At 42.3% G+C, this 22,999-nt stretch carries 19 protein-coding genes and 1 pseudogene; 6 read left to right on the forward strand and 14 right to left on the reverse strand.

Annotation, left to right across the window (positions count from 1 at the left end; translation table 11 throughout):
- Positions 1-226 precede the first annotated feature (226 nt).
- Positions 227-751 (forward strand): FxsA family protein, encoded by a 525-nt coding sequence (locus OCV24_RS00965; RefSeq protein WP_017055876.1) that lies wholly within the window; start codon positions 227-229, stop codon positions 749-751.
- Between the two features lie 156 nt (positions 752-907).
- Here the strand turns inward: OCV24_RS00965 and OCV24_RS00970 are convergent, their stop codons facing one another.
- Entirely contained in the window at positions 908-1,354 is a 447-nt protein-coding gene (locus OCV24_RS00970) for a tRNA (cytidine(34)-2'-O)-methyltransferase (protein ID WP_150878740.1), read from the reverse strand.
- 167 nt (positions 1,355-1,521) lie between these two features.
- Between OCV24_RS00970 and OCV24_RS00975 the strand changes: the two genes are divergently transcribed.
- Positions 1,522-1,986 carry a tRNA (cytidine(34)-2'-O)-methyltransferase gene (locus tag OCV24_RS00975; RefSeq protein WP_150878742.1) on the forward strand — a complete coding sequence of 155 codons (465 nt, stop codon included), beginning with the start codon at positions 1,522-1,524 and terminating at the stop codon, positions 1,984-1,986.
- 591 nt (positions 1,987-2,577) lie between these two features.
- Here OCV24_RS00975 and OCV24_RS00980 read toward each other — a convergent pair.
- The 5 genes from OCV24_RS00980 to OCV24_RS01000 form a co-directional block, all read right to left on the reverse strand.
- Positions 2,578-3,645: a porin gene (locus tag OCV24_RS00980; RefSeq protein ID WP_150878744.1), complete on the reverse strand. Its 1,068-nt coding sequence runs from the start codon at positions 3,643-3,645 to the stop codon at positions 2,578-2,580.
- Positions 3,646-3,784: 139 nt separating this feature from the next.
- On the reverse strand, positions 3,785-4,258 hold the full coding sequence (gene nanQ, locus OCV24_RS00985; protein ID WP_150878746.1) for an N-acetylneuraminate anomerase: 474 nt from the start codon (positions 4,256-4,258) through the stop codon (positions 3,785-3,787).
- A 64-nt stretch (positions 4,259-4,322) separates the two neighbouring features.
- On the reverse strand, positions 4,323-5,759 hold the full coding sequence (locus OCV24_RS00990) for a sodium:solute symporter (RefSeq protein WP_244291735.1): 1,437 nt from the start codon (positions 5,757-5,759) through the stop codon (positions 4,323-4,325).
- Between the two features lie 179 nt (positions 5,760-5,938).
- A complete protein-coding gene (locus tag OCV24_RS00995; protein ID WP_150878750.1) occupies positions 5,939-6,835 on the reverse strand; it encodes an N-acetylmannosamine kinase in 897 nt (298 codons plus the stop codon).
- Positions 6,832-7,539, reverse strand: coding sequence for an N-acetylmannosamine-6-phosphate 2-epimerase (locus OCV24_RS01000; RefSeq protein ID WP_150878752.1), 708 nt, complete (start codon positions 7,537-7,539; stop codon positions 6,832-6,834). The genes OCV24_RS00995 and OCV24_RS01000 overlap by 4 nt, the downstream gene beginning before the upstream one ends.
- A 245-nt stretch (positions 7,540-7,784) precedes the next feature.
- On the opposite strand from OCV24_RS01000, the gene nagA reads away from it, so the two are divergent.
- Complete coding sequence (nagA, locus tag OCV24_RS01005; RefSeq protein WP_150878754.1) at positions 7,785-8,969, forward strand: N-acetylglucosamine-6-phosphate deacetylase; 1,185 nt, start codon at positions 7,785-7,787, stop codon at positions 8,967-8,969.
- A 204-nt stretch (positions 8,970-9,173) separates the two neighbouring features.
- Here nagA and OCV24_RS01010 read toward each other — a convergent pair whose 3' ends face one another.
- Complete coding sequence (locus OCV24_RS01010) at positions 9,174-10,031, reverse strand: MurR/RpiR family transcriptional regulator (protein WP_150878756.1); 858 nt, start codon at positions 10,029-10,031, stop codon at positions 9,174-9,176.
- Positions 10,032-10,324: 293 nt separating this feature from the next.
- Here OCV24_RS01010 and OCV24_RS01015 point away from each other — a divergent pair, with 293 nt between their 5' ends.
- Positions 10,325-11,215 (forward strand): dihydrodipicolinate synthase family protein, encoded by an 891-nt coding sequence (locus OCV24_RS01015; protein WP_150878758.1) that lies wholly within the window; start codon positions 10,325-10,327, stop codon positions 11,213-11,215.
- Positions 11,216-11,504: 289 nt separating this feature from the next.
- Here the strand turns inward: OCV24_RS01015 and OCV24_RS01020 are convergent.
- Positions 11,505-11,782, reverse strand: a pseudogene (locus tag OCV24_RS01020) (IS66 family transposase); the annotation flags it as partial.
- Between the two features lie 549 nt (positions 11,783-12,331).
- Here OCV24_RS01020 and OCV24_RS01025 point away from each other — a divergent pair.
- Positions 12,332-14,098 carry a sialidase family protein gene (locus OCV24_RS01025; protein ID WP_150878760.1) on the forward strand — a complete coding sequence of 589 codons (1,767 nt, stop codon included), beginning with the start codon at positions 12,332-12,334 and terminating at the stop codon, positions 14,096-14,098.
- Between the two features lie 569 nt (positions 14,099-14,667).
- On the opposite strand, the gene OCV24_RS01030 is transcribed toward OCV24_RS01025, so the two are convergent.
- The 3 genes from OCV24_RS01030 to OCV24_RS01040 all read right to left on the reverse strand — a co-directional run bounded on the left by OCV24_RS01030 (position 14,668) and on the right by OCV24_RS01040 (position 16,963).
- On the reverse strand, positions 14,668-14,955 hold the full coding sequence (locus tag OCV24_RS01030) for a hypothetical protein (protein ID WP_150878762.1): 288 nt from the start codon (positions 14,953-14,955) through the stop codon (positions 14,668-14,670).
- Between the two features lie 104 nt (positions 14,956-15,059).
- Positions 15,060-16,439: a DEAD/DEAH box helicase gene (locus OCV24_RS01035; protein ID WP_150878764.1), complete on the reverse strand. Its 1,380-nt coding sequence runs from the start codon at positions 16,437-16,439 to the stop codon at positions 15,060-15,062.
- Positions 16,433-16,963: a hypothetical protein gene (locus OCV24_RS01040; protein ID WP_150878839.1), complete on the reverse strand. Its 531-nt coding sequence runs from the start codon at positions 16,961-16,963 to the stop codon at positions 16,433-16,435. Before OCV24_RS01040 ends, OCV24_RS01035 begins: the two co-directional genes overlap by 7 nt.
- Before the next feature lie 103 nt (positions 16,964-17,066).
- Between OCV24_RS01040 and OCV24_RS01045 the strand changes: the two genes are divergently transcribed.
- Positions 17,067-17,378 carry a helix-turn-helix domain-containing protein gene (locus OCV24_RS01045; RefSeq protein WP_137032986.1) on the forward strand — a complete coding sequence of 104 codons (312 nt, stop codon included), beginning with the start codon at positions 17,067-17,069 and terminating at the stop codon, positions 17,376-17,378.
- A 215-nt stretch (positions 17,379-17,593) separates the two neighbouring features.
- On the opposite strand, the gene OCV24_RS01050 is transcribed toward OCV24_RS01045, so the two are convergent.
- The 3 genes from OCV24_RS01050 to OCV24_RS01060 are packed head-to-tail and all read right to left on the reverse strand — an operon-like array spanning position 17,594 to position 22,997.
- The gene (locus OCV24_RS01050; protein ID WP_150878766.1) at positions 17,594-18,118 is read right to left on the reverse strand and encodes a hypothetical protein; all 525 of its coding nucleotides are present in this window, start codon (positions 18,116-18,118) and stop codon (positions 17,594-17,596) included.
- Entirely contained in the window at positions 18,115-20,907 is a 2,793-nt protein-coding gene (locus tag OCV24_RS01055) for a hypothetical protein (protein WP_150878768.1), read from the reverse strand. The genes OCV24_RS01050 and OCV24_RS01055 overlap by 4 nt, the downstream gene beginning before the upstream one ends.
- On the reverse strand, positions 20,904-22,997 hold the full coding sequence (locus OCV24_RS01060; RefSeq protein WP_150878770.1) for a hypothetical protein: 2,094 nt from the start codon (positions 22,995-22,997) through the stop codon (positions 20,904-20,906). The genes OCV24_RS01055 and OCV24_RS01060 overlap by 4 nt, the downstream gene beginning before the upstream one ends.
- Positions 22,998-22,999: the final 2 nt, after the last annotated feature.

A 22,999-nucleotide genomic window follows, 5' to 3' on the forward strand; every position in this document is an offset into this window, starting at 1 on the left:
GCAAATACTCCGTTCGCTAGAATATTGGGCTGATAAATCCGTCCTGACTTATGTGGCACATGATACTGTACCTAGCGCATAAAAATAGTAAGTTGATCACCTTTTTCGCTTTTGTTTAGTCAATACTTTGCAAACTTATTCCCGGTCAATAAACACGTTTATTTACCGGATAAATTTGAGGTTCATAAGGCTTTCAGCGTAAACTGGAAGTAACAAAGGAGGGCGTGTGTTTCCTATCTTACTATTACTCTTTATCTTCGTACCCATCATTGAGATTGGGCTATTTATTCAAGTTGGTGGCTTCTTAGGATTGTGGCCAACTATTGCGTTGGTTTTGATTACTGCATTTGCGGGTGCATCGCTGGTTCGTAGCCAAGGTATACAGACATTAATGTCTGTTCAAGGTCGATTACAGCAAGGTGAAATGCCAGCACAACAGATTCTTGAAGGCGTGATGCTTGCGGTTGCAGGCGTATTGCTGCTGACTCCGGGCTTTATGACGGACGCACTCGGCATGCTGGTATTGCTGCCAGCACCAAGAGCAATAATTGCCAAGAAAATGATGGAAAAAATGGTGGTTACCAATGTGTCTGGTGGTTTCCATGCGGGTGGACAGGCTGGTTTTGGCCAGAGCCCATTTGGACAAGACCCATTCAATCGCGATCCATCTGATCAATCAAAAGAAGGCAACACCTTTGAAGGTGAGTTTGAGAAGAAAGACGACGACAATGATCGTAACCGCTTAAACTAATTAATTTGGTCTCTCTTTATATTAATTTGGTCTCTCTTTATATTGAGGGAAAACAGAAAAGGCTCTGACCTTTATCCTTCGCAAGAAAGAGATAACGGTAAGAGCCTTTTTTATTGCGTGTTAGCTATTATTGACAACAGACAAGTGAGCGTTCGGTTATACCGCGCCTTCAAAGCCCATTTGTCGCCATGCTTCAAATGCAATGATAGCAACCGCGTTAGACAGGTTTAGGCTACGCGCGTCTGGCATCATTGGGATACGAATGCGTTGATCCATTGGCATGCTTTCAATGAACTCAGCGGGCAGGCCGCGTGTTTCTGGGCCAAACATCAACACATCACCTTGTTGGAATTTCGCATCCACGTGGTGACCTGTGGTTTTGGTTGTGCAAGCAAAGATACGGAAGTCACCTTCACGTTCATTCTCTAGATACTCAAGAAAGGCTTCTAGGTTCTTGTGGCGTTTAACTCGCGCTAGGTCGTGATAATCCAAACCAGCGCGGCGTACTTTTTTCTCTTCAAAATCAAAACCAAGCGGTTCAATTAAGTGTAAGTTCGCGCCACAATTAGCACATAGGCGGATGATGTCGGCAATTATGGCAATCTGAAAATTTTATTTTTTTTAGGTTAAGATGAAAAAGCCCAATTAAGATAGGTACCTACATATAGATCGTTACCTAAAGAAAGCGACCTAAGAAAAAAAGTGTATAATTGAACGAATAATTGGCGCAGAGAAAGCGCTTACCATTAATTTAAGAGCATCGAAAGACTATGTTTCATATTGCTTTGTACTCTCCTAAAATAGCCGCTAACACTGGTAATATTATTCGATTGGCTAGTAATAACGGTTGCCACTTGCACTTGATTGAGCCTCTTGGTTTTGATCTAGAGGAAAAAAAATTGCGACGTGCCGCTCTTGATTATAGAGATCTTGCAAGAGTGACTGTGCACCCTGACTACTTTACTTTTGAGAAAGCGATGGAGGGAAGGCGCATATTTGCTCTTACGACGAAAGGCTCTCGTCCGCATGACGAACCTAATTATGTTGAGGGTGATGTTTTATTGTTTGGGGCAGAAACATCTGGTTTGCCAGATGAGATCCGTAACGGTATACCCGAAGAACAACGTATTCGTATAGCGATGTTGCCTGATGCTAGGAGTATGAATTTGTCGAATGCGGTAGCGGTTGTAAGTTACGAAGCGTGGCGTCAGATTGGTTTTCCTGGAGGGGAGTGAGCTAACTGATTTTGTAGGATAGAGCCTCCCTTCTCTGAAGCGTATGTGCAACTTGTACTGCATAGGGCTCAAACCTTCACTTTAATTATCTTTGCGATACGCTCTTAAAGCTTTAATGCTTCCTCAATGGTCACTCAGTAACTGGTAAACTGCGGTTCGTTGTAAGAAGGCGCACTAATTTCATTCGAAATCATCATTTGCTTCTTTCTTAAATAAAGTCTTCCAAGCCGATACTGGACGAACCATTACTAATGGATGACGACCCTAAAGGCGATAGATTCTAGACCGCTAGGCAAAGCGATAAAATACACGTTTAAGTAATAATTGAGGATTTTGCTAATTCAAATATATCAACAAGAGTAGATTATTTCTAATCTGAGATGATTTTTTAGGGCATTAACTTTAAGGTGGGGTATCCAGAACCTTATTAGCCAGACGACATAACTCAGAAATATTTAATAAGGTGACGAAAAGCGTGCAACCTAGAGTGAAGGGCGTGAGCTAAGACATTTAGCCGAGCTGGACTAGGGCTCGGCTTTTTATTGGTCCTATAGGGGAAGGTACCATATTACGTAGTTATGGGTTGAGAGGCTACCACTCGTAACGCAGGCTGGTGGTGAATACTGCGCCTTTCTGACCAGATACGCTTGCGCCAGAAGACGTGATTTCTGAGTTGCCACCTTTGTTGTCGGTGTAGTTCAAGAATACAGACGATTGGCGCGTTAGGCGATATTGAACCTCAGTTTGAATTGCATCTTCAATCACATCTTCGCCGTTGGTTGATTCATCCAGTGCTAAGTAACGGTAACCCGCACGAACAACCCAGTTACCAAAATCGTATGCTGCTCGGAAGTCGTAGCCTGTAGTATCGGCATTGTCGCTGCTGTTTCTAAGCCCCATTGATTCTTGGGTGTAAGCCGCACCTAGGTATAGGCCGCCAAGGAAGTATTGCGAGCCCAAGCCCCAAGTTTGGTAATCTTGTACGTCAGCGTTCACATCGTCAGATTTGTTGTACTGGAACATTACGGCTGGCTTTAGGACACCCGCATCACCCATATCGATGGTGTAACGCGCTGCGGCGTTGTAACCGTAATCAACGTTGCTGTTGGTGATAAGTGCTGTACCGAATGCCAAGTTGCCGATTTCGTTACGGTATTGGAACGTACCATTTTGACGGAAGATAAGCGCGGCACTAGAGTCAACTTCACCTACGTGGTAACCCGCAACAGGGTCGCCACCAGTAGAGAAGATATCACCAATGTCAGAGAACAGCGTCACAACCGACAGCACACGGCCTGTTTCGATACGGCCACTCTCGTTCATGTCGATACCTGCCCACACGTAACGAGCTTGCCAATCGATGCTAGCGTCTTCATCGTTTGAAACCAATTGGTACTGCATCTGACCAATGAGTGAGTAATCGTCGTTGATCACTTGGTGGCCGTTGAAGCCAACACGAGCACTGACTGAACCGTTCAGTTTCTCGTCGCCGTCTGCGGCTGGGTTGCTGTGCTCATCGTGATATTTGAAATCACCTTGAACACGGCCATACATGTTCAACACTGAGCCATCTTCTGCTTTATAAATTTGTGCTGCTTGAGAGGTAATAGGCAGTAGAGCAACCGGAGCCAGCGCTAGAGCAAGTAAAGTTTTTTTCATTCTAAGTACCACTTTTGTAGAGATATATCCCTAATGTTTCACTCGCAAATATCCGTATTTGCTTGTTTTTGGCACGACAAAGCCCCTGCCATTAGAAATGGCATAATAAGAGGACGATGACGTGTATTCGTAAAAGTTGTTAGTTAGCGAGCAAACGCTTGTGGAGTTTCACTACCACTTTCTTGAGCTTTTCAGGCTGAACTATTTCGCAGCCTGGCTTGTGAGGTTCTCCAGGGAAGAACACCGCAAACATGCCTGGTTGTAGAGCCACCTCGCTGGCGTCGGTCATGTTACTGACTAAGTAGAAGTCGTTCTCGGCATCGTAGTCGCTCGCCGGAAGGTTTTTTGGTGACTCGTTGCAAAATTGAATGCGCTCTTCACCATAGATAAGGCATTGAATATCAAGATAGTCTTGGTGGACTTCAGCTTGTTTGCTTTCGGCAGGAACCGTATTGAATTCCATGACGTTCGCGAAGATATCGTCGCCATCAATGGTGTGTTGACCCACTTTCAATTCCATCAAGTCGACGGTTTGTAGGTAGTTCAAGCAACGTAAGATTGCCTTTGGCAAATATTGATTAATGTTATGGTGTTGAATATGACCGTAAATCACAGTGGGTATCTCCAAATTCTAGGGTAGGTTGCAAGGGCTCGTTGCCGAGCCCTTGCACGGTTGGTTACGCCTTAGCAAGCTTTCCCACAGTCAATTGCTCTTTGTCTGCGTCGCTTAACGTGTTTTTAAACAGTGGCGCAGTTAGGTAACCCACAATGACTACCATTAACGTACCAACCACACCGTAGAAGAAGAAGTTCAGGTCGGTGAAATAGCGTACGCACACAACCGTCGCGATACTTGAAACCACACCAGCTAGTGCACTAGAAGCATTCGCTTTGCGTACGAAGATACCCAGCATGAATAGACCTGTCATTGGGCCACCCATTAGGCCAAGTAGGCTGTTGAACGAATCCCAGATTTCGCTTTCGTTTGAAAGGAGAAGGTATGTTGATGCGACAACCCCTAAGATACCAGTAGCGACGGTCACTATACGTCCTACTTTTAGTTTTTGCTCTGGAGACGGTGTGTTGCTGATTTTTTCGTAGATATCAGTAGTAAAGCAAGCGGCGATACTATTAAGACTACTTGAAATACTTGATTGCGATGCTGCAAAAATAGCGGCGATTATCAGGCCAGCGATACCAGCAGGCATGTGCGAAATGACGTAAAATGGTAAGATACCACCTGTGTTGAAGTCTTCTGGTAGAAGCCCAGGATTTTGTGAGTAGTAAGCGTATAAGCCAGATCCAACAGCGAAGAAAAAGATCGGCACACACGCTACTAGTTTAGCGTTAGTGAGCAGTGCCTTTTTTGTTTCTTCGATGTTTTCGGTAACAATATAGCGCTGCACTACATCTTGGCTCGCTGTGAATTGTTGTAAAGAGGCGAAGAAGAAACCAATCATCAATACAGGAATGGTACTTTCACTCCAGCTCCAGCGGAATTGGTCCGCAGGGAAGTATTTGTCTTCACGCGCTGACATACTGAATATTTCGCTGATACCTCCATCAACGTTGAAGCAGATGGCTACGAAGATCAGGATAGCGGCACCAGAAAGCATTACACCTTGAATAACGTCTGTCCAAATTACACCTTCAATACCACCTAAGAAGGTATACACGATGCAAAGCACGCCAATCAGGAACACTATCATTAGTGGGCTCATGTCGATAAACGGCATGAGTGCAAGAGCTGTCAAATAGGTAACGATTGCTATTCGGCCAACGTGGAATAGCATGAACGAGATGCTACCAAATAGACGCATTTTTACGTCAAAGCGGCGTTCTAGGTATTCGTAAACAGAGGTTAGATTCAGTTTTCTAAAGAAAGGAATATAGAACCAAAATACGATAGGTAAAATAGCGATCGCAATATATTGACCGATTAAGAACGTCCAGTCGTCGGTGTAAGCCTTAGCTGGAATTGACATAAATGTAATGGAACTCAGTGTGGTTGCAAAAACACTGAAGCCAGCAGCCCAGCCAGGAATTCTCCCACCTGCTTTAAAATAATCATCCGCTGACTTTTGGCGCCTAGCAAAATATACGCCGACTCCCATAATTGCACTTAAATAAACTATTAAAGCTAAATAGTTTAGAGTACCAAATGAACTTGCTTCCATAAATGTAGACCTTTTCTGTAGGATTTAGTTAGGCATTATTGTGCCTAATAAAAGAGATATTGTTATGTAGGTATAAGATCGTTGGCTTTACATCTTATTAAATGGCAATGCCATTTCTATCTTGGTAAAGCTTTATTGTTGTAAATATTCTGAGCCCATGATGCGACACCTAATAGACCAGCATTAGCACCACTGTGAGCATGCATCACTTTAACTTGATGAGCTGAAGGTAATAAGCTGAGATGATGATGTACACGTGGTAAGAAACCGGGTGCTAATCCAATGCTACCGCCAAGACATACCACTTGAAGATCTAGAGTGATCTTGAGATCAGCGATAAGATTAGCAATAGTTTTAGCTGCGTTTTCTACGATAGCTATCGCCTCTGGGTGGCCTTTCTGGTATTGATCAAAAACTATTTTACCTGTGCAGTCACTACCGAAAAATGCTTGGCCTGCTTTTCCAATGGCGGTGCCTGATGCAATGCTTTCAACACACCCTTTACGACCACAGCCGCACGTAGGGCCATTAGGATCTGCTAAGATATGCCCTGCGTGGCCTGCGATTCCATATTGACCGATAAGAAGAGAGTCGTTAATGACAAACCCAGCGCCTACGCCTGTTGAAACGGTGATAAACCCCATTGCATTAAATGTGGATTCTAGGGTTTTGTACTCGGCCCATGCTGCTGCTTGAGCGTCATTAATCACCATTACTGGTTTTTGGCAGATCTGCTCAAGAGTGTCTGCCAAGCGGTATTGATTTAGACCGCCGAGATTGTCAGGGTTAAGCGCGGTTAGCACGCCTTGGTTTATGATCCCTGTAGAAGCGACGGCAATAAAGTCCGCTTGCTCTTTGAAAGGCGCAAGTAACTCCTTTAATGCGAGCGTCATGTCCTCAGAGTAATTGGACGACGGCGTTTCACGCTGATCGAGCTTTAGAATTTGACCCGATTCAATTAGTGCTACAGCGATCTTGGTTCCACCAATGTCGATAGCTAGGCAGGTATTCATGCGATGGCCTCCATGTTATCGCTTTTTGCGTTGCGAACCGCGTGATCAAACCATTGGCAAATGTGTTCAATTCGTGTGATAGCAGAGCCTACGGTGACACAAGATGCGCCGGCTTTAATTGCCTGATTGGCCAGTTCCGGTGAATTGAAACGGCCTTCTGCCATAACAAAACAGCCCTGCTCAGATAAACGAGTAATGAATGGGAAATCAGGCTCACTAGGCACAGGTCCCGACACGTAACCAGACATGGTGGTTCCAATGATTTCGACGCCTAATTTATACGCAGCCATACCTTCATCATAGTCAGAGCAGTCAGCCATGACCAAACAACCGAGTTGATGAATCTTTTCAATAAGAACTGCGATTTCGGTTGGTCTAGATCGGTTGGTGGCATCAATAGCTATGATATCTGCGCCTGCATTTTTTAGCGCAATAACATCTTCTATGTAAGGGGTGATACGAATATCTGAATCAGAAAGGTCACGCTTAACAATCCCAATGATTGGAACTGTCACAAGCGATCGAACAGCTTTAAGATTTTCAATACCTTCAATTCTTAAACCTACCGCACCACCAGCTACGCTTGCAGCGGCCATAGCTGCGACAATTGATGGTTTATCCATTGGGCCGTCATCAACAGGTTGACATGAAGACACAAATCCGTGTGCTAGCTTATCAAGAATAGGGGAATCGTTGCTAATCATGCGAGTTAAACTCCAAAAAATAAACTCAGTATTAAGTATTGCTCCATTATTTTTGTTTTGGAGTATTACTTCAAATTGTTTGTTTTGAAATGGCGATCGTTCTCTCGTTTTGTGGCTAAAAATTCGAGTGATTTGTGACTAAAGGATGAAAAACATCAAACTGATTGTTAAGTGTATCTTGTTCGTGGGGGAGGATTGTGAGAGGTTGTGGAGTATAACTTCACATCATAAGGTAGTGTATCAATATGGATATAGAGTCCAAAAATACAAATTCGACGAAGTCATCTCCTATATATGTCATTAAAAATGCAAGTTTTTATCGTAATGGTGAGCGATTAGAAAATCAGGTAATTGTTATCGAAGGGGACACGATTACTGAGGTCGCTGATATGGATACAATAGACTCACTTCCTTTCAATGTTATTGACGCAAAGAACCAGTTGGTTAACCCTGGGTTTATCGATCTACAACTTAATGGGTGTGGCGGCGTGTTATTCAATACAGACATATCGAGCGATACCTTGAAAACCATGAACGAGACAAACGTTCAATACGGCGTAACGCAATTTCTCCCTACTTTGATTACCAGTAAGGAGCAATCTCTCAAACAGGCCCTTGATCTAATGGCGAGTATAAAAAGTGCAGAAAAAGTGGGTGTATTAGGTTTGCACTTAGAAGGGCCGTTTATCAATGCTGAAAGAAAAGGTGCTCATCAATCGCAATTTATTCGTGAGTTAGATATTGATACTGCCAACTACTTTATTGAAAACCAGAAGCACATTTCGGTGTTAACAGTCGCGCCAGAAAACGTTAGTCAAAAGGTTTTAGATCTACTCAATGAATCATCGATTACTGTATCTATGGGTCATACCAATGCGACGTACAATCAACTCATTGCGAAAGAAGGCATAAAAATGGCAACGCATTTATATAATGCCATGTCACCACTCACCAATCGTGAGCCAGGGGCGGTAGGTTATGTGTTCAACAAAAAACCACACGCGGGCATTATTGCTGATGGTATTCATGTTGATTACTCCTCACTAAAGATTGCTCGAGAGCTCTTGGGTGAAAAGCTATTTCTAGTAACTGATGCAGTCACACCTGCGGGTACAGACTTAACTGAATTTGATATGGCGGGAATGCAAGCGTTTGTCACTAATGGGAAGTGTCATTATGAAGATGGAACAATTGCCGGCGCAGCGATCACCATGAATCAGAGTATTCTAAACTTGATTGAATACGCGGATGTGCCATTGCCTGAAGCGTTGAATATGGCATCGCTCTACCCTGCAGAGTCCATTGGTGTGGATGATCGCTATGGAAAAATAGAGAAAGGATACAAAGCCAATCTAGTTTTTTTAGATGATGAGCTAAAAGTCAACCGTACCATTCAAATGGGCGAATTAGTATATCAGCGGGCAAACTAGAAATAAAATAGACGTTCTTACCATAATGCTTGAACGCCTAATGCCAAGATAAAAAGTCAATATTATCGATATTGGCTTTCTTCTGTGAATATAGAAAGCTACAGGTTTCCCTGTAGATGAATGTCAATACGCGTTAGCGTTGTCACGGTAAGTATCTCGGGTATGCCCTCTGAGGAATATTTGTAAAAAAGGGAATGAAGGGGATTAACTTAATGCTTTTGTGGTTTTTAGTTTGATATCGTGAGTTCCAGATATGTCTTTTTGAACCAATAGAGCGTACATAAGGTCGAGAACAAACAGTTGCGATATCTTAGTGCCTATCGAATCACCTTGTAGTTGCCCTTGACGGTTACCATTAACGAGCACGTTATCGGCGTATTTGGTAATAGCTGAGCGGGGGTTGTGCGTGATAGCAATGGTTGCCGCCCCGTTCTCTTTTGCTAGCTTCAGTACCTTGGTCGTTTCCTCTGAATCACCAGAGTGACTGATACCAATAGCAACGTCGCCCGGCTGTAACAAGGAGGCTTTGATATACATAAAGTGGTTGTTGGTATAAGCATCAACATTAAGTCCGATACGTATAAACTTATATTTGGCACTTTCCGCTGAGATGCCAGAAGAGCCAACACCGAAGAAATAGATGGCCTTTCCTTCCTTTACAATTTCTGAGGCTTTTTCTAACTGCGTGAAGTTGAGTAGATTTAACGTCTCTGATAGTACCTGATCGATCGATGATTGTAGCTTTTTACCAATGATCTCGGAACTGTCGTCTTCCGTTACATCTGTATCGAGTATCGTTGGTTCCGTTGCTTGAGTCGTTGAAACTTCTATCGCCAGCTGTAATTTAAAGTCTTGATAGCCGCTAAAACCGAGAGTGCGACAGAAGCGAATAACGGTCGCGTCTCCAGTATTGACCTCAACGGAGAGGTCCGCAATTGAGAGCTTACTGATTTGAGCGGGGTTAGATGAGACATAATCTGCAATACGCTTTGCTGAGGGGGTAAGGCTATTATAAAGGCTACCCATGGTATCTATGATGTTGCCAGCTCGAATTTGTGCCATATAGAGTGTACTCGACGTTAAGCATTGATTGTATGTATTCTCACACAATAAGTATTTTATTTGAAGTTAAACTCCGAATTTATTGTAATCAGTAAGCCTTAGTTGAAGAGGAGTTATAAGGGGTACTCAAACATTAATCTAAACCGACATCACATTTATAGTCTTTTCTATTACGGTTTTTATTGAATAGTGGAACTTCACTCCATAACATGAGCTCAGCTCCACTTTTTGTTATAATTATGAAGTTTAACTTCAATGAGACTAAATGTACGTTGGTACAGACTGAGGAAACCATGAAAAAATTATCGGGTCTAATAGCAGCACCGCACACACCGTTTAACACAGACAACCAAGTCAACTTTGAAGAGATTGACAATATTGCTGTTCATTTGATTAAGGATGGCGTTAAAGGTATCTACATTTGTGGAACGACGGGGGAAGGGATCCACTGTAGCGTTGAAGAAAGAAAACTGATTGCTGAACGTTGGGTTTCTGCAACCAATGGAAAAATGGATATCATTGTACATACTGGCGCATTAAGCATTGTTGATACGCTAGAGTTAACCAAGCACGCAGATACGCTTGATATTTTAGCGACATCAGCTATTGGCCCTTGTTTTTTTAAACCTGGTAGCGTGAATGAGCTTGTTGAGTATTGTGCTTCCGTTGCAGCAGCTGCGCCTTCAAAAGGTTTTTACTATTACCACTCAGGTATGTCAGGCGTAAATGTTGATATGGAAGAGTTTTTAATAGCAGCGGATAAACGTATTCCTAACCTATCGGGTTTGAAATTCAATAGCGGTGACTTATATGAATACCAACGCTGTTTACGTGCATGCGATGGTAAATTTGATATTCCATGGGGTGTTGACGAGTTCTTACCTGGAGCTCTTGCTGTTGGTGCTAAAAGTGCGGTTGGCAGTACTTATAATTATGCAGCAAAGCATTTTAATTCAATTATTGAAGCATTTGAAGCTGGTCAACATGATGTCGTGATTAGCAAAATGGATAATGTTATTGCATTGATCCGGATACTTGTTGAATTTGGCGGTGTATCTGCAGGAAAAGCTGCTATGGCACTTCATAATATTGATGCGGGCGATGCTCGTTTGCCATTATTGCCACTTACACCAGAACAGAAAGAAATTGTTGTAAATAATATGAATGAAGCTGGTTTCAAATAAATCATTTACCGGAGAGCTAACCTCCGGCTTTGTTGTTTTGAAAGTACACGGCCCATGAACCTATGGAGCGATACAAAAGGTAGTAGCGAATCGATATCTGGCTCTGCTTTCGTTAGTTCTTTCATTCACTTGACTTATAATTGTTAAGGATAAGACAGTTGGCTTTCTCGATCTCGACGATGCTGTAAAACATTGCTCACATCAGCACTGTTTGGTGTTTTAGATAATAGCTAATTTTTTCTGCCAATGCCTTGCACTATTGTTTTTCATGCTCGTTTAAATCGAGTTAGATAACCTCACGAGGCAAGGTCTTAGCAAAAAAGGAGAGGGGGCGTTTGCCGCGATTTTTCTTTGTGGTAGCCGTCACCTCAACGTCTTCTTCCATCATGACTTTACATTCAACTTCGTTGAAGAAGTTACCTTGTGATTCATCATAAGGCTTTAACTCCTCGAGCGTATAGCGAACTGGAGATCGAAGGCGAATTTGAGTTGCTCAAGTAAGGACTGACGGTCTTGTTTCCGCAGTAATTCCTTTTGTGTTTGCTCGGCCATCAGTACTTTTAGCATCGCTTGTAGCTCGGCAGCATCTTGACTTTCCGGACCAGGGAATTTGTGGTCTTTCGGCGATTTCAGCTCAAAAAAATCCGACAGACTCAGATTGGCTGTTGTTTGGAGTGAAGCCGTTTTGCCATTTATTCTCCGGTTAGTGTCGGTGCAGACCGACATCATTACGTCTGTCGTGAGAAAACCGTCATCGAACCTTCTAAGATCTCTAAACCACATCAGCGCCCATCAAAAATGACAAGTCAAATTACCGTTAGTGAATGGTTACCAGGTAATGATTTAATGTCATTAAATAACAATTTCTTAAGATTTTGATTTTCAATATTTGTAAGGTTTTTTTACATAATACTTGAGGGCATATCTCATTCCTTTCTATTTTACGAATAAAGTTGTGAAGTGAAGCTTCATTGTTAGGTTGCTTTGTTGAAATAATACTTCATCGTTGCATTATAGGGGGGATTCGCATGTTTGGGTTTTATTTGGAGTTTAATTTCAAACTGAACGGTGTCTAATTTGAATATTTCGTTATCTGGTTAAATCTTTGGAGAAAAAATGAAGTTACATAAGTTTATTGTGTTGTCTCTACTTATTCCACAGGCCGCATTGGCGAGTACTGAAAATATCCAACCTCCAGAAATAGTTGGGGCTCCCCCTGCTGATGCAGGCAGAGGGTTAGTTCGCGCTAGTGAGAATGAAATTCGCCACTATAATGGTGGGGAAGGTTATGATGGCCGAAAAATGCTGGTCAGTAATGATAATGGTCTTACATGGCAAGAAAGCTTGGCGCCAGCATCTTACCCACCTAACTTTGGCGGAATTCCGATTGAATCCCCTGCTATTGTTCCTAACCCAAATACTGGGGAATATATTCGAGTCCAGCCAATCAATGGCTACGTTTTTATTTCCAGTGGAGGGCTTGATGGCGAGTGGGGCGCTGTGACTAAAGATGGCCAACTTGACTATAACTGGAAGCAAAGTGACAAAGAGAACTACCTGACCCTTGGTGGCATCATGCGTAGTCCAACTTTCGTTAATAATGGTCAACGCATTTTAATTCCATCACATGATATGCGCGTAGGCACAACATTACATATTTCAGATGATGGCGGTCTAACTTGGCGCGCTTCTCAAGATATAATCTCAGCACCACCGCATGAAAAAGACGAGATCCACCAAGGTGTGCGATGGCGTAATAGTGGCGTTGAAGGTTCTATTGTTGAGCTTAGGGACGGACGCCTTTGGATTCTTGTTCGTACTTCTCAAGACCAGTACTACGAAGCGTTCTCGTCAGACTATGGTGATACATGGACAGAATCACAGCCTTCACGTTTTTTCGGTACTTTGACGATGCCAACCATTGGTCGTTTGAAGGATGGGCGTCTACTCGCGCTATGGACAAATACGATGCCCTTACCTGAACACAAAGGAACCCAAGATGATATGTGGGAAGATGTATTTACCAATCGTGACTCGCACCATGCTGCAATCTCTAACAACGATGGTAAAACATGGACTGGATTTCGAGAAGTTATCCTAGATGAACACCGCAATAGAGACGATTATGCACTCTTTGAAGGTCAGGGTGATCGGGGTAAACAGCAAAGTGAATTTGTCGAATTGGATGAGCATCGCGTTCTTATTTCAGTTGGGCAACATAAAGAACATCGCCGTTTGATGATTATGGACACGCGTTGGCTTTATAAAAAAGAACGCAGTGACCATTTTGAAAATGGTCTAGAAAATTGGACCGTTCATAGCTATATCCCGGAGGTAAGAGGCCACGTTAGTTACGATCGTAAACAATCGTCTCTCCTTGTCGATCTTATCGATAAGCCTGAACATAAAGCGCTGCAAATTAAGAGAGTGAGTGATTCGGAACTAATTCATATCGACAATGACCTTAATTATGAAAAAGGCGGTGCGACTTGGAATTTTCCGAACGGAAAGAACGGTCGAGTTGATATCCGCTTCATGTTAAACGAGCATAGTGGCGGTACTCAAATCAGTCTCGCTGATCGCTTGTTCAATGCTGTCGATGAAACAGCGCTTCACTATTCAATGTATACATTAAATGTTGCACCAGGGGAGAAGATTGGTGATCACGAACTTGAAGCAAACCGTTGGTATACTCTTAGCTTAGATTGGAATGGTGTAAAGAAAAACTCGACAAGTCGAGTCTTATTAGATGGTAAAGTCCTAGAAAGACTAACAATTAATAACACCAGCCCAAATGGCATTAGCTATCTTCACTTTATATCGACAAGCCAAGATGATGATGAGGGAATGTTAATTAAATCGGTACAGGCTTCGGTTAAATAACAAATATTTTAAGAATTATCTATGAGAAGATTCCCCGGGCATGCCCGGGGTACTTACCGTGACAACGCTAAAGCGTTGACCAAAATTACAAACAGCTTACGCTGTAATTTGGGAATTGGCATTCATCCACGGGTAACCCCGTGGTTTTCTGTATTCACAGAATAAAAAATGAGCCACTGATAGTGAGTGAGCTGGCTTATTTGAGCTAGTTGTCCCGTCCTGAAATGTGTTTATACATTGAGTATGACCACTTCAATCCCTACTTACATTAAACGCACTCAGCGCTGAGGGAACCCCTCATAACTCCCCCCCAACACATTTTACCTTTACGGGTGATGCTCTCTTGCCACAGAAAGCAAGATTCCAGGTGGTTTTAACTTCACATCGCAACCTGCGCATCGCAACTTGCGATGTGAGTGGCCACTTAAGAAATATCAGCGTAAAGATTAAGTTATTTTCTTTTAAATTAATGATTTAAATTCAATGTGTTATGACGTTACTGATAAATTATCCTTCGACTGAGAGAGGGGCGTATAAAAAAGCTCTCCGGAATAGAGAGCTTTGATGGGTTATCGGTAGTATTGTTTTTGACGCTTCGAGTTATGCTTCCAACTTTTTGCTAGGCCATACACATACGACGGGTAGTCGTCCCATGGGTTAGCTAACGCTTTTCCTCGCGCGGCACGCAGTTTAATCGGGTAACCTCTACACTCAACCTTGTGAAGAAAGTAGTAGCTCTTTTCCTGCTTGGTAGAAAAGTGCTTATGAGTTCCACTGCGAACGCTTGGATAAAGATCCCAAAGATATTGGCGCTGGTATTTTATACGGTTCCGGTACTGCTGTTTTAGCTTTTTCATTTACCCTCCAGGTTTGCATTACCTAGAAGGGGTCCTTTGCAAAGTAATTCATTCCGGCCTCCCCAATGTGCCTTTAGTGAAATTGTAGCCTATGGTTTCTTCAACTACATGGAAGAGAAAGCCGAGATCACTCTCTGTTTAAATGCCCCAAGTCGAAGCTCATCAAACGTCCCTACTGTTCCATAGAGACTATTTGAACTGTCTGTACTGCTTTCCCAAGATACTGTTGTTCTCCCACTATTTTGGGACTCAAGCGGAAGCGCGACACTTAAGCTATTTCCTCGACCAGAGAACTCTGTTTCGATAGGTTTCCCCATACTTACATAGAGACAAGGCTCAGGAATATCTTGTTCAATCCTTTCAGAAAACTCAATCAGACTTTGTTCAGCAAAAGTGAATAACCACGCTTGTTGGTTTATTGTATTATTCACACGAAGTATTCTTCCGAGCACCTGCCTGAAATACAATTCCGTTTTGACTGAACTCATATGGCAACATACTTGAAGGCGCGGAATATCAGTACCCTCACTGATCATACCTACACTAACAATCCATTGTGCGTCGCTTTGTCGATAACGTTCTATTTCTGCTAGCGGTTCTTCATGTCGATAAGTGACGATAGAAACGGTTTGCCCAAGTTTTTGAGATAGTATCTCTTTGATTGTTTGCGCATGTTGAACCGACGCTGCAACAATCAGCCCACCGGCATTGGGGGATCTGATACGTACTTTTTCTAACCGCTCACATCCTAAACCGAGTAGATATTCCATCGCCTCTTGGTTGTGAATAACACTCTGGTAGGATGCTTTTGTCTGTTTAAGCATCTCTAATATTGATGAAAAGGATTCGACTTTTTCGCAACTACTAACAGACAAGTGTTCATTATCAACCAAGACGATTTTAGGCGTTCTACAAACTCCATCAGCAATAGCTTGTTCAAGAGTGTATTGGTAATCGACAAGAAGCAGTCCGTCTGGGTCGCTGTACTCACCCATGACAATGGGTAAAGAGTCTGAACGCCACGGTGTACCTGAAAGTGCGAGGGTAAAAGTAGCAAGCCCTTGAATCTTTGTGAGAACTTGCTGCCCCCAAATGTTCGCATTTTCAACCTCAGAGCCAGAGCAATGGTGTATTTCATCAAAAACAACAAAGACCCTGTGATTCCGCAATGTTTGCCAAAACTCATCATTGAGGAACTGGATAGATTGGTATGTTAAAGATTGCCCTATAGCTCCCATACCACCATTAAATGTGCAATTAAGTATCGATGAAAAGGTTCTTTTTATACCATCAGAAACTGTCAATGATGGCGAGAAGCACAATACAAGATCTACCATGTCACTTTGTAGCAGTCTTGACGCAATAGTAGCGGCAAGCACTGTCTTACCAGCCCCTGGTGTAGCTTGGCAAAAGAAATGGGAGCCGTTGGATTGATATTTTTTCAACGCTCTGTCAGAGCATTCACCTTGCCATTCCCTTAACACGGTTCATCTTCTTCATAGAGAGTATTAAGAACCCTTGTTAAAACATTCACTTTACCGAGCAATAAAGCGGCGCGATCTTTAGCTTCCTGATGCAAAGGGGCCAGTTTATTTTTTAGCTCAGGAAATCGGGATGTAATCGACTGATACTCGTCAATCTCCCCAAGTACGATCTCAAGTTCACCCTTATATTCATTGCGTTCACAGTTCAAAATGGAATAGTTTTGAATAGGTATTTGAGGTTTTATATCCGCTTGATTATTCGTGGTTACATTGTCATACAACGCTTTGAATTGATCCGCTTGAAAGTAACGTTTTTCCCGGCCATAGCCCTCACTTCGCAGCCAACTTTTCTTTTCAAAATTAAAAATTGCTCGGTACACCTTTTTGCGAGCTTCGGCAGAGTCGGAGTCCACATTATCAAGTGATAGCCACAAATCTCTCGCTTCTAGCACGGTGAACCCATCTAACCCATTCTCTATCAATAACTTGTGCATGACCGCACTAATTCTTCGAGCCCGTTTCATTTCCAAAATTACACCAACCAAAAACTAAGGATTGCTTAGTATACAGAAATCCATAAAACTAAGAAAATCTTAGTTAACTTGAGCTCAGAGAAATGAAATCTAAGTGTCATTTAAAAACCCAATCCCAGAGCGACTCAAACAAGCTCGAAAAAAAGCAAAACTCTCTCAAAAAGCCTTGGGAGAAAGCATAGGTATGGATGCCAGTTCAGCAAGCCCTCGAATGAATCAATACGAGAAAGGCAAGCATGCCCCAGATGTTCAAACCTTAAAGCTTATCGCTGATGAGCTTGGTGTGCCGCTCAATTATTTCTTCTGTGAAGATGAAAGTTCTGCTGAGTTAGCATGTATTGTGTCTCAAATGACGGAGAGTGAAAGAAGGAAACTCATTACATTACTTTGCGAAAATAAAGGCTAAAGAAAAGAGGGGATGACCTTAACTTCATGATTCAATTTGTTGTGGGTTTTGAGGTGAATAAGTGTTTAAAAATATCGACGACATCTTCTATAACGATGCAGGTTGTTATCAGCTACCCTGTATCGTTATAGGTCCAGTTTTGACTGATACAATTGTTAAAGTTTGACAGTATTAGGTACATCTAATTTCTCGCAACTTTCTACGCAATAATTCCGTTACCCCTTTAGGCCGAGTATTTGTTTCACTGGTAATGATAGTTCAGAGATTCTGTTGAGCCATATTGACTCGGTGTTTCGTCGTCTTTCGTTTTCTAGCTCTTTTTCTAACTGTTGGCATTTCTTTAGTAGCTCATCATGGGTTTTCCCCGAGTTACCTTTAGCTTTATTATTAAGATAGGTATTTACCTGTTGTTCTTTTGCTTTCAAAAGTTTCTTGTTGCTATTGTCTAGCGCATCACGGAAACCTACGGCCCACTTTGATCCTTTCGTTGGGTCGAGGGTTGCGGGTTTTACCTCAATGGAATTGGCCACATCGCTGACCCTGATTTGCCAAAGGCTTGATTTGGTAAAGTCGGAGGGTTTTCTGTGTTTTATGATGTGGTTTTTTCGTTGAGCTTCAAGCGCTAGTAGGGTGCGCCAAGCCTCGATAGATTTATTTTTTGGAGATACCCAATTAGGTAGCTCTTCAGGTTGTTGTTCACATTCGTGTTGAGCTTGCTGTAGAAGTAGGCTGAGACTCATAATGCGTCCTCTTTTGTATTTAGGGCACTTTGTAGCGTGTCCATGATCGTTGGAGCCACCTTTAGACGTTGAAGTTGCTTGAGTGCATTTCTAACTGTCATCATGGCTGGCTCACGCCATGCCGTTGGGACCCCTGGGGTTTCTAGGACTTTTACATCATTGGCGATACCAAGTAAGATTCCTTGTATATTTCCTTCTTGGATTAGATTATTACTACACCCAAGGCATAACCCCGGGCAAGCGTTCTGCCTTTGAGGGATACCGTCAACAGCGCATTTGGCGCGGTGCTGGTTACGCTTGAGTAAAATGCAGAACCCCCAAGGATTAGCTTTGATGTCTTGAATCTCTTCTTGAGCAAATTGAACTATTGATCTGTCGAGGTGGTTGGGAGAGGTCACATGAGTCTTGGCAAATACTCTGCGTAATATTGTGTCAAGCTTACCGGCAAAACCTTTGCCTGATCTCCTTAGATGATTCTGCAGTAAAGAACTTATAACACGCCTTTTTACTGTGTCATGCTGCCGCCTATTATCCTTATCGCGAATATAAGCAAGCCACATATTTTGGCTTATATGCTTAAACTGGGAGCGTATCATCCAACCAGCATCTCCATCGAAGCGGCGATACACAGCTTCAGCCCACATATGACGTAAAGCATGTGAGGTAGGATATAAGCAACCATCTATTATTTCATTCACTACTTCTTTATTGTACCGCGCTGAAAAATTGCTCGTTTGAGCTTTCGTATGGATGTCCTTTTTAGTTGTTTCTGAAAGGTGAGCATTTATTAATTGGTGCACCTCTTTGGGTAGTTCCCCATTACAATAGCGCTCTAAGATCTTTTTGCGATCGGAGTAGTTTAAGAAAAATACTACGCGGTCTCGCTCTTTACGTGCTCTGCGTCGCGCTTCAACAAGTAACCTATCTTGTTGTAAGTGGTACCAGTTTTCTTGGGCTCTTTCTTCTCCTAATCGTTGAAACTGCAGTTGCTCTTCTACCGTTAATATCTGTTGTTTTGTCCTAGCATAGAGCTTGTCGAAGGCTTCTGATTTATCTAATTGTACAAAAGGATTATAGTGATCGACGAAGTGGCACCACATCGATTTCACTCGATTCTTTATAAACTCCCCTGAGAGTTTTGGGGATTTTATTAGCTTAAACCGAGTGGAATAAAGGCATGGTTTATGATTATTAGCTCCTACCAGTAGTGCTAATTGTTGTACTGCATCATAGGTGCCTTGGCTGATCTCTCGATTGATTTTAGCTTCACCAGAGACTTTAGGTACTCTCCACTTAACCGTATGTCGCCAGGGGCAAGTATGCTGATCGAGCCCATCAAGGTTGCGGGTTGTTTGGATATCTTGAAGTGACCAACCAAATTCAGATTCGCGCCAACCTGTCAAAGCTACGACATAGGTTAAGCCAGCGTCTCCGACTTGCTGAATGAACTTGTTTAAAAAAGTCGACTTGTGGGCTTCTTTTATTACCAAACCCAGGTCACTAAACCACTCAATAGATGGAAGTTCTACGTCGACTTCTTCGTTGTGTTTTCTCCATCTGGCTTTTATCCATGCTTGAAGATGGTCTAGGTTGTCCTTAGATCCTAGTCGGGGAGCTACTACTTCAGATAACCATTTTTTATGCAATAGTTTAAGCTTATCTGGGCATGAGTTGTGTTTGTTGTCTAGATAGGGCAGATATATGGTTATAATTTGTCGCAACCAGTCAAACTCGTTTTCATCTGTAACATCGATCTTAAAGTGTTTTGCTAACGCTTGTATTTCAGAGGCGCTTAATAATGTTTCTTTAGCTTTTAAAGGTCTAAAGTGTTTGGCAAAAACATCTTTTGTGGCTGTTTGAATTCGTGTAAGAGTTTCATCGCTAAAGTGACGTCTAGATTCGCTTTTATGGGTTATTCCGCGCGGGATTTCATATATGCTTCTGTTCTGTAGGAAATGGTGAACAGTTAGTGTGGCCGTCTCCAAACATACATTAGCTAAACTGGCAATGCTCTCCATATCCTCTAAGGTGAGTTTGAGTGCTGTCGCTAGGGAAATATGTTGGGAGAAAAATGTATAACAATGCTCAATGTAGTAGCGACCATAGTCAAGTGTTAAGTGGTTTAGAGTTCCTCCTTTCTTCCAGTCTGCGTATGTTAATTCTCCATCAAACATTGTATCGAATGTCTCTTTCCAGGTTTTTTTTAATACATTAGCGGAAAAGGCATTTGTAAATCCAATGTCTTTAAGCCCGAGTTGACGCAAGGTTAATTGCCACTCGCGTATGTCTATACGTGTTGTTGATGCATAGCTAGATGGTGTTAAGCGAGCCTCTAGGGTGCCGTTTGGAGAGATACTGTGCATCAACTGAAACTGAAACATTTTGGTAAGTTCTGTTTTAGTTATGAGAAGCGATGCCTGTTTATTTATCGTTGTTTGCTTTTTGGCAAAATGTGCTTGATGTCGATAATATTCAACTAACCAAAATAACCATTTACAGATACATAAGAAATCATTTCGCAATGACTCAATGCTTCGATTTGCTTTAGCTGCATCTAAGAATAACAATCGTGCTAGCCAGCTAGGAGTTATACCAACACTATCGCACCATTCCGGGTCTTGTTTATCTAACGCTTGTAGGCCTGAAAAATCTAGAGTGGTTTTTGGGAAAATCCACTGGTTATCATGCAAGCTACTCTTGCACCCAATACTTTGCAGGCGATGCTGTAATTCATCTCTAGAGTATGACTGATGGTTAGCGTTGTTTGGTAAGGGAATTGGAGGCTTCATATTTGGCCCCTTACATGTATCTGGGCATCAAATAATGGTGGAAGTACTCCTCTAAGTTTTTGATATTGCTCTTTCCCTAACTTGATTACATCAGGACTAAAACGGTTATTTAATAATGCTGACATCCACTCAGCATCAGGCAAAACAGTCCGTTCAAAAAACTGTAACGCATGTTTGATTAGTCGACTTGATTGACGTTCAGCTTCGGAGATGTAGTGTAGAAAGTAAACTACGGTTTCAGGTGTATCCCAGACGATGAGATCCCCGGGTTCGCTACCAGTGAAAGACTTGTCCGCAGATGTGATAATTACTTGCCCCAATGGGTTAATGCGTACTCTTTGGTTACCAGTTATTTTTTGAACTTTTGTTTGTATACTGCGTTCACGAGCTAAGGTTATTGCTGCGTCAATGTTTGGCTTGTAGACATGGTGCTCAATGTCATCAAGTACAATTCTAGTTACCCTCCCGTTTAGATTTATCCACTCTTTGTTTTTGTCTGTCATGTAGCTCGTCTTCTCTACTCCAACCGTGTGTGAATTGGTGTTTATTAAATCACCATCGCGGTATTGGTCACTTCTTGCTTGGACTGAGCTGGTTTTTATCGCAGAGAGTCCAAATAACAAACTTGGTAATGGGTGTGTGACTTCTTTATAGTAAAACTCGGGGCTAAATGGTTGTTGTTTTGTTTCTGCTTCTTTTATCCAAGCATTGCGAGATTTGTTGGTGTTGTGGGCCACTGCCACGTAGAGGCGACGAAATAGGTCGCTGGCTGAGCGCCGATAAAGATGAGTCTCTATCCACTTTATTAGGGGAGATATTTGCCATATTCTAGTTAAAAGCCCCGCTAAAGTGTGGTTAGAATGTGGGCTGTAATTGACATGCCTAACATCAGAACATATCGTCTCACTATTACTTGGTAGTATTTGAAGGTAAGTAATTAACGCCTTAGCCTCAATCAGTGTGATGTTTAAAAATGGGGGCTCTTGAATACCACTCCGACCTTTATAGTAAACACATTGTAGACCTATTGGTCGGTGATTCTTATTGTAGTGAATATTAAAATTATTGGACTTTAGTTTCCAAATATCTGTAGGCTGTACTGTTTGCCATGCACATAGCCAAGCTATCAGAAGTTGCTCTAGAGGGCTTGGTGTTGCTAAGTATTTTGGATGGAATAGATGTGGTTTTAAGAATGTGTTCTGATATTTATTTCCGACTTTAGTTTTAGTTCTTAAATCTTTACCATTACGTAGCCTATTGATGCATGTTTCATATGTTTTCGGATTGGCACAATCACTTAGTAATAACTCTAGAGATCCTTCGGGAAGTTTTTTAGAGTGCTGCACTACTAGTTGTTGCAGCTCTCGACAGTAATGCAGTTCACGCTGCCTCGGTGTCAGTCCGACCCCTACTTCATTAATGTGTGGTTTTTTTATAACTAGTTCTGATACAGCAGATTTTATTTGGAGTACCCACACTAATGTACTGGCGATGGTAACACTGAAACTTGCCATTAATCGTTTTGGGCTCTCTATCGCTAGCCAGTCCTTCTCACCGACGATAGTTCTCAACCAATCCATTTGAGTGAACCAACTTGTTAACGTGTCAGGTATAGGCTCGGCTTCTTCTAATATATTCGTGTTTTCAATAAGTCGCTGGATGTAACTTTGCTGTTTTGCAGTGAAAATATCGCTAACTGCCCCTTCTTTTAGTAATACTATAACCTCTTTGATTCCCGTGGATTGGGGTAATACTTTGCCGTCATTAACTCGGTATACTTGGAATTCGTTGAGTAACTTGAACCGGTTTAAGTTGTTTGTTCTATGCTCGTTCAACCAATTTATAAAGAGTGATAGCTGGGTTATATATGTCCGTTGAGTAACTGGACTCAAGGTTTTTTGCCACCACTCTGTGAGCAATGCATTATGTATAGAACGATAAAGTAATCTGACGTCTGGATGCTTATTATTTAAAGGTATGGCTTTGCCGTTTAACACCAGACGAGTTGGGGATAGTTTTATTCTTGTAGTTAAGGGAGGGAGCGTTTTATCAAACTCATCGAATGGGAGCTGTTTGGGGTGTTCATTCATGC

The sequence above is a fragment of the Vibrio kanaloae genome (genome assembly GCF_024347535.1).
GTDB classification, from domain to species: Bacteria; Pseudomonadota; Gammaproteobacteria; order Enterobacterales; family Vibrionaceae; genus Vibrio; species Vibrio kanaloae.

Excerpts from the sequence above, each read along its gene's own strand:
- OCV24_RS00975 (WP_150878742.1), top strand. The coding sequence starts at position 1,522 with ATGTTTCATATTGCTTTGTACTCTCCTAAAATAGCCGCTAACACTGGT.
- OCV24_RS00980 (WP_150878744.1), bottom strand. The coding sequence starts at position 3,645 with ATGAAAAAAACTTTACTTGCTCTAGCGCTGGCTCCGGTTGCTCTACTG.
- OCV24_RS00990 (WP_244291735.1), bottom strand. The coding sequence starts at position 5,759 with ATGGGAGTCGGCGTATATTTTGCTAGGCGCCAAAAGTCAGCGGATGAT.
- OCV24_RS00995 (WP_150878750.1), bottom strand. The coding sequence starts at position 6,835 with ATGAATACCTGCCTAGCTATCGACATTGGTGGAACCAAGATCGCTGTA.
- OCV24_RS01000 (WP_150878752.1), bottom strand. The coding sequence starts at position 7,539 with ATGATTAGCAACGATTCCCCTATTCTTGATAAGCTAGCACACGGATTT.
- nagA (WP_150878754.1), top strand. The coding sequence starts at position 7,785 with ATGGATATAGAGTCCAAAAATACAAATTCGACGAAGTCATCTCCTATA.
- OCV24_RS01010 (WP_150878756.1), bottom strand. The coding sequence starts at position 10,031 with ATGGCACAAATTCGAGCTGGCAACATCATAGATACCATGGGTAGCCTT.
- OCV24_RS01015 (WP_150878758.1), top strand. The coding sequence starts at position 10,325 with ATGAAAAAATTATCGGGTCTAATAGCAGCACCGCACACACCGTTTAAC.
- OCV24_RS01025 (WP_150878760.1), top strand. The coding sequence starts at position 12,332 with ATGAAGTTACATAAGTTTATTGTGTTGTCTCTACTTATTCCACAGGCC.
- OCV24_RS01030 (WP_150878762.1), bottom strand. The coding sequence starts at position 14,955 with ATGAAAAAGCTAAAACAGCAGTACCGGAACCGTATAAAATACCAGCGC.
- OCV24_RS01040 (WP_150878839.1), bottom strand. The coding sequence starts at position 16,963 with ATGAAACGGGCTCGAAGAATTAGTGCGGTCATGCACAAGTTATTGATA.
- OCV24_RS01050 (WP_150878766.1), bottom strand. The coding sequence starts at position 18,118 with ATGAGTCTCAGCCTACTTCTACAGCAAGCTCAACACGAATGTGAACAA.
- OCV24_RS01055 (WP_150878768.1), bottom strand. The coding sequence starts at position 20,907 with ATGAAGCCTCCAATTCCCTTACCAAACAACGCTAACCATCAGTCATAC.
- OCV24_RS01060 (WP_150878770.1), bottom strand. The coding sequence starts at position 22,997 with ATGAATGAACACCCCAAACAGCTCCCATTCGATGAGTTTGATAAAACG.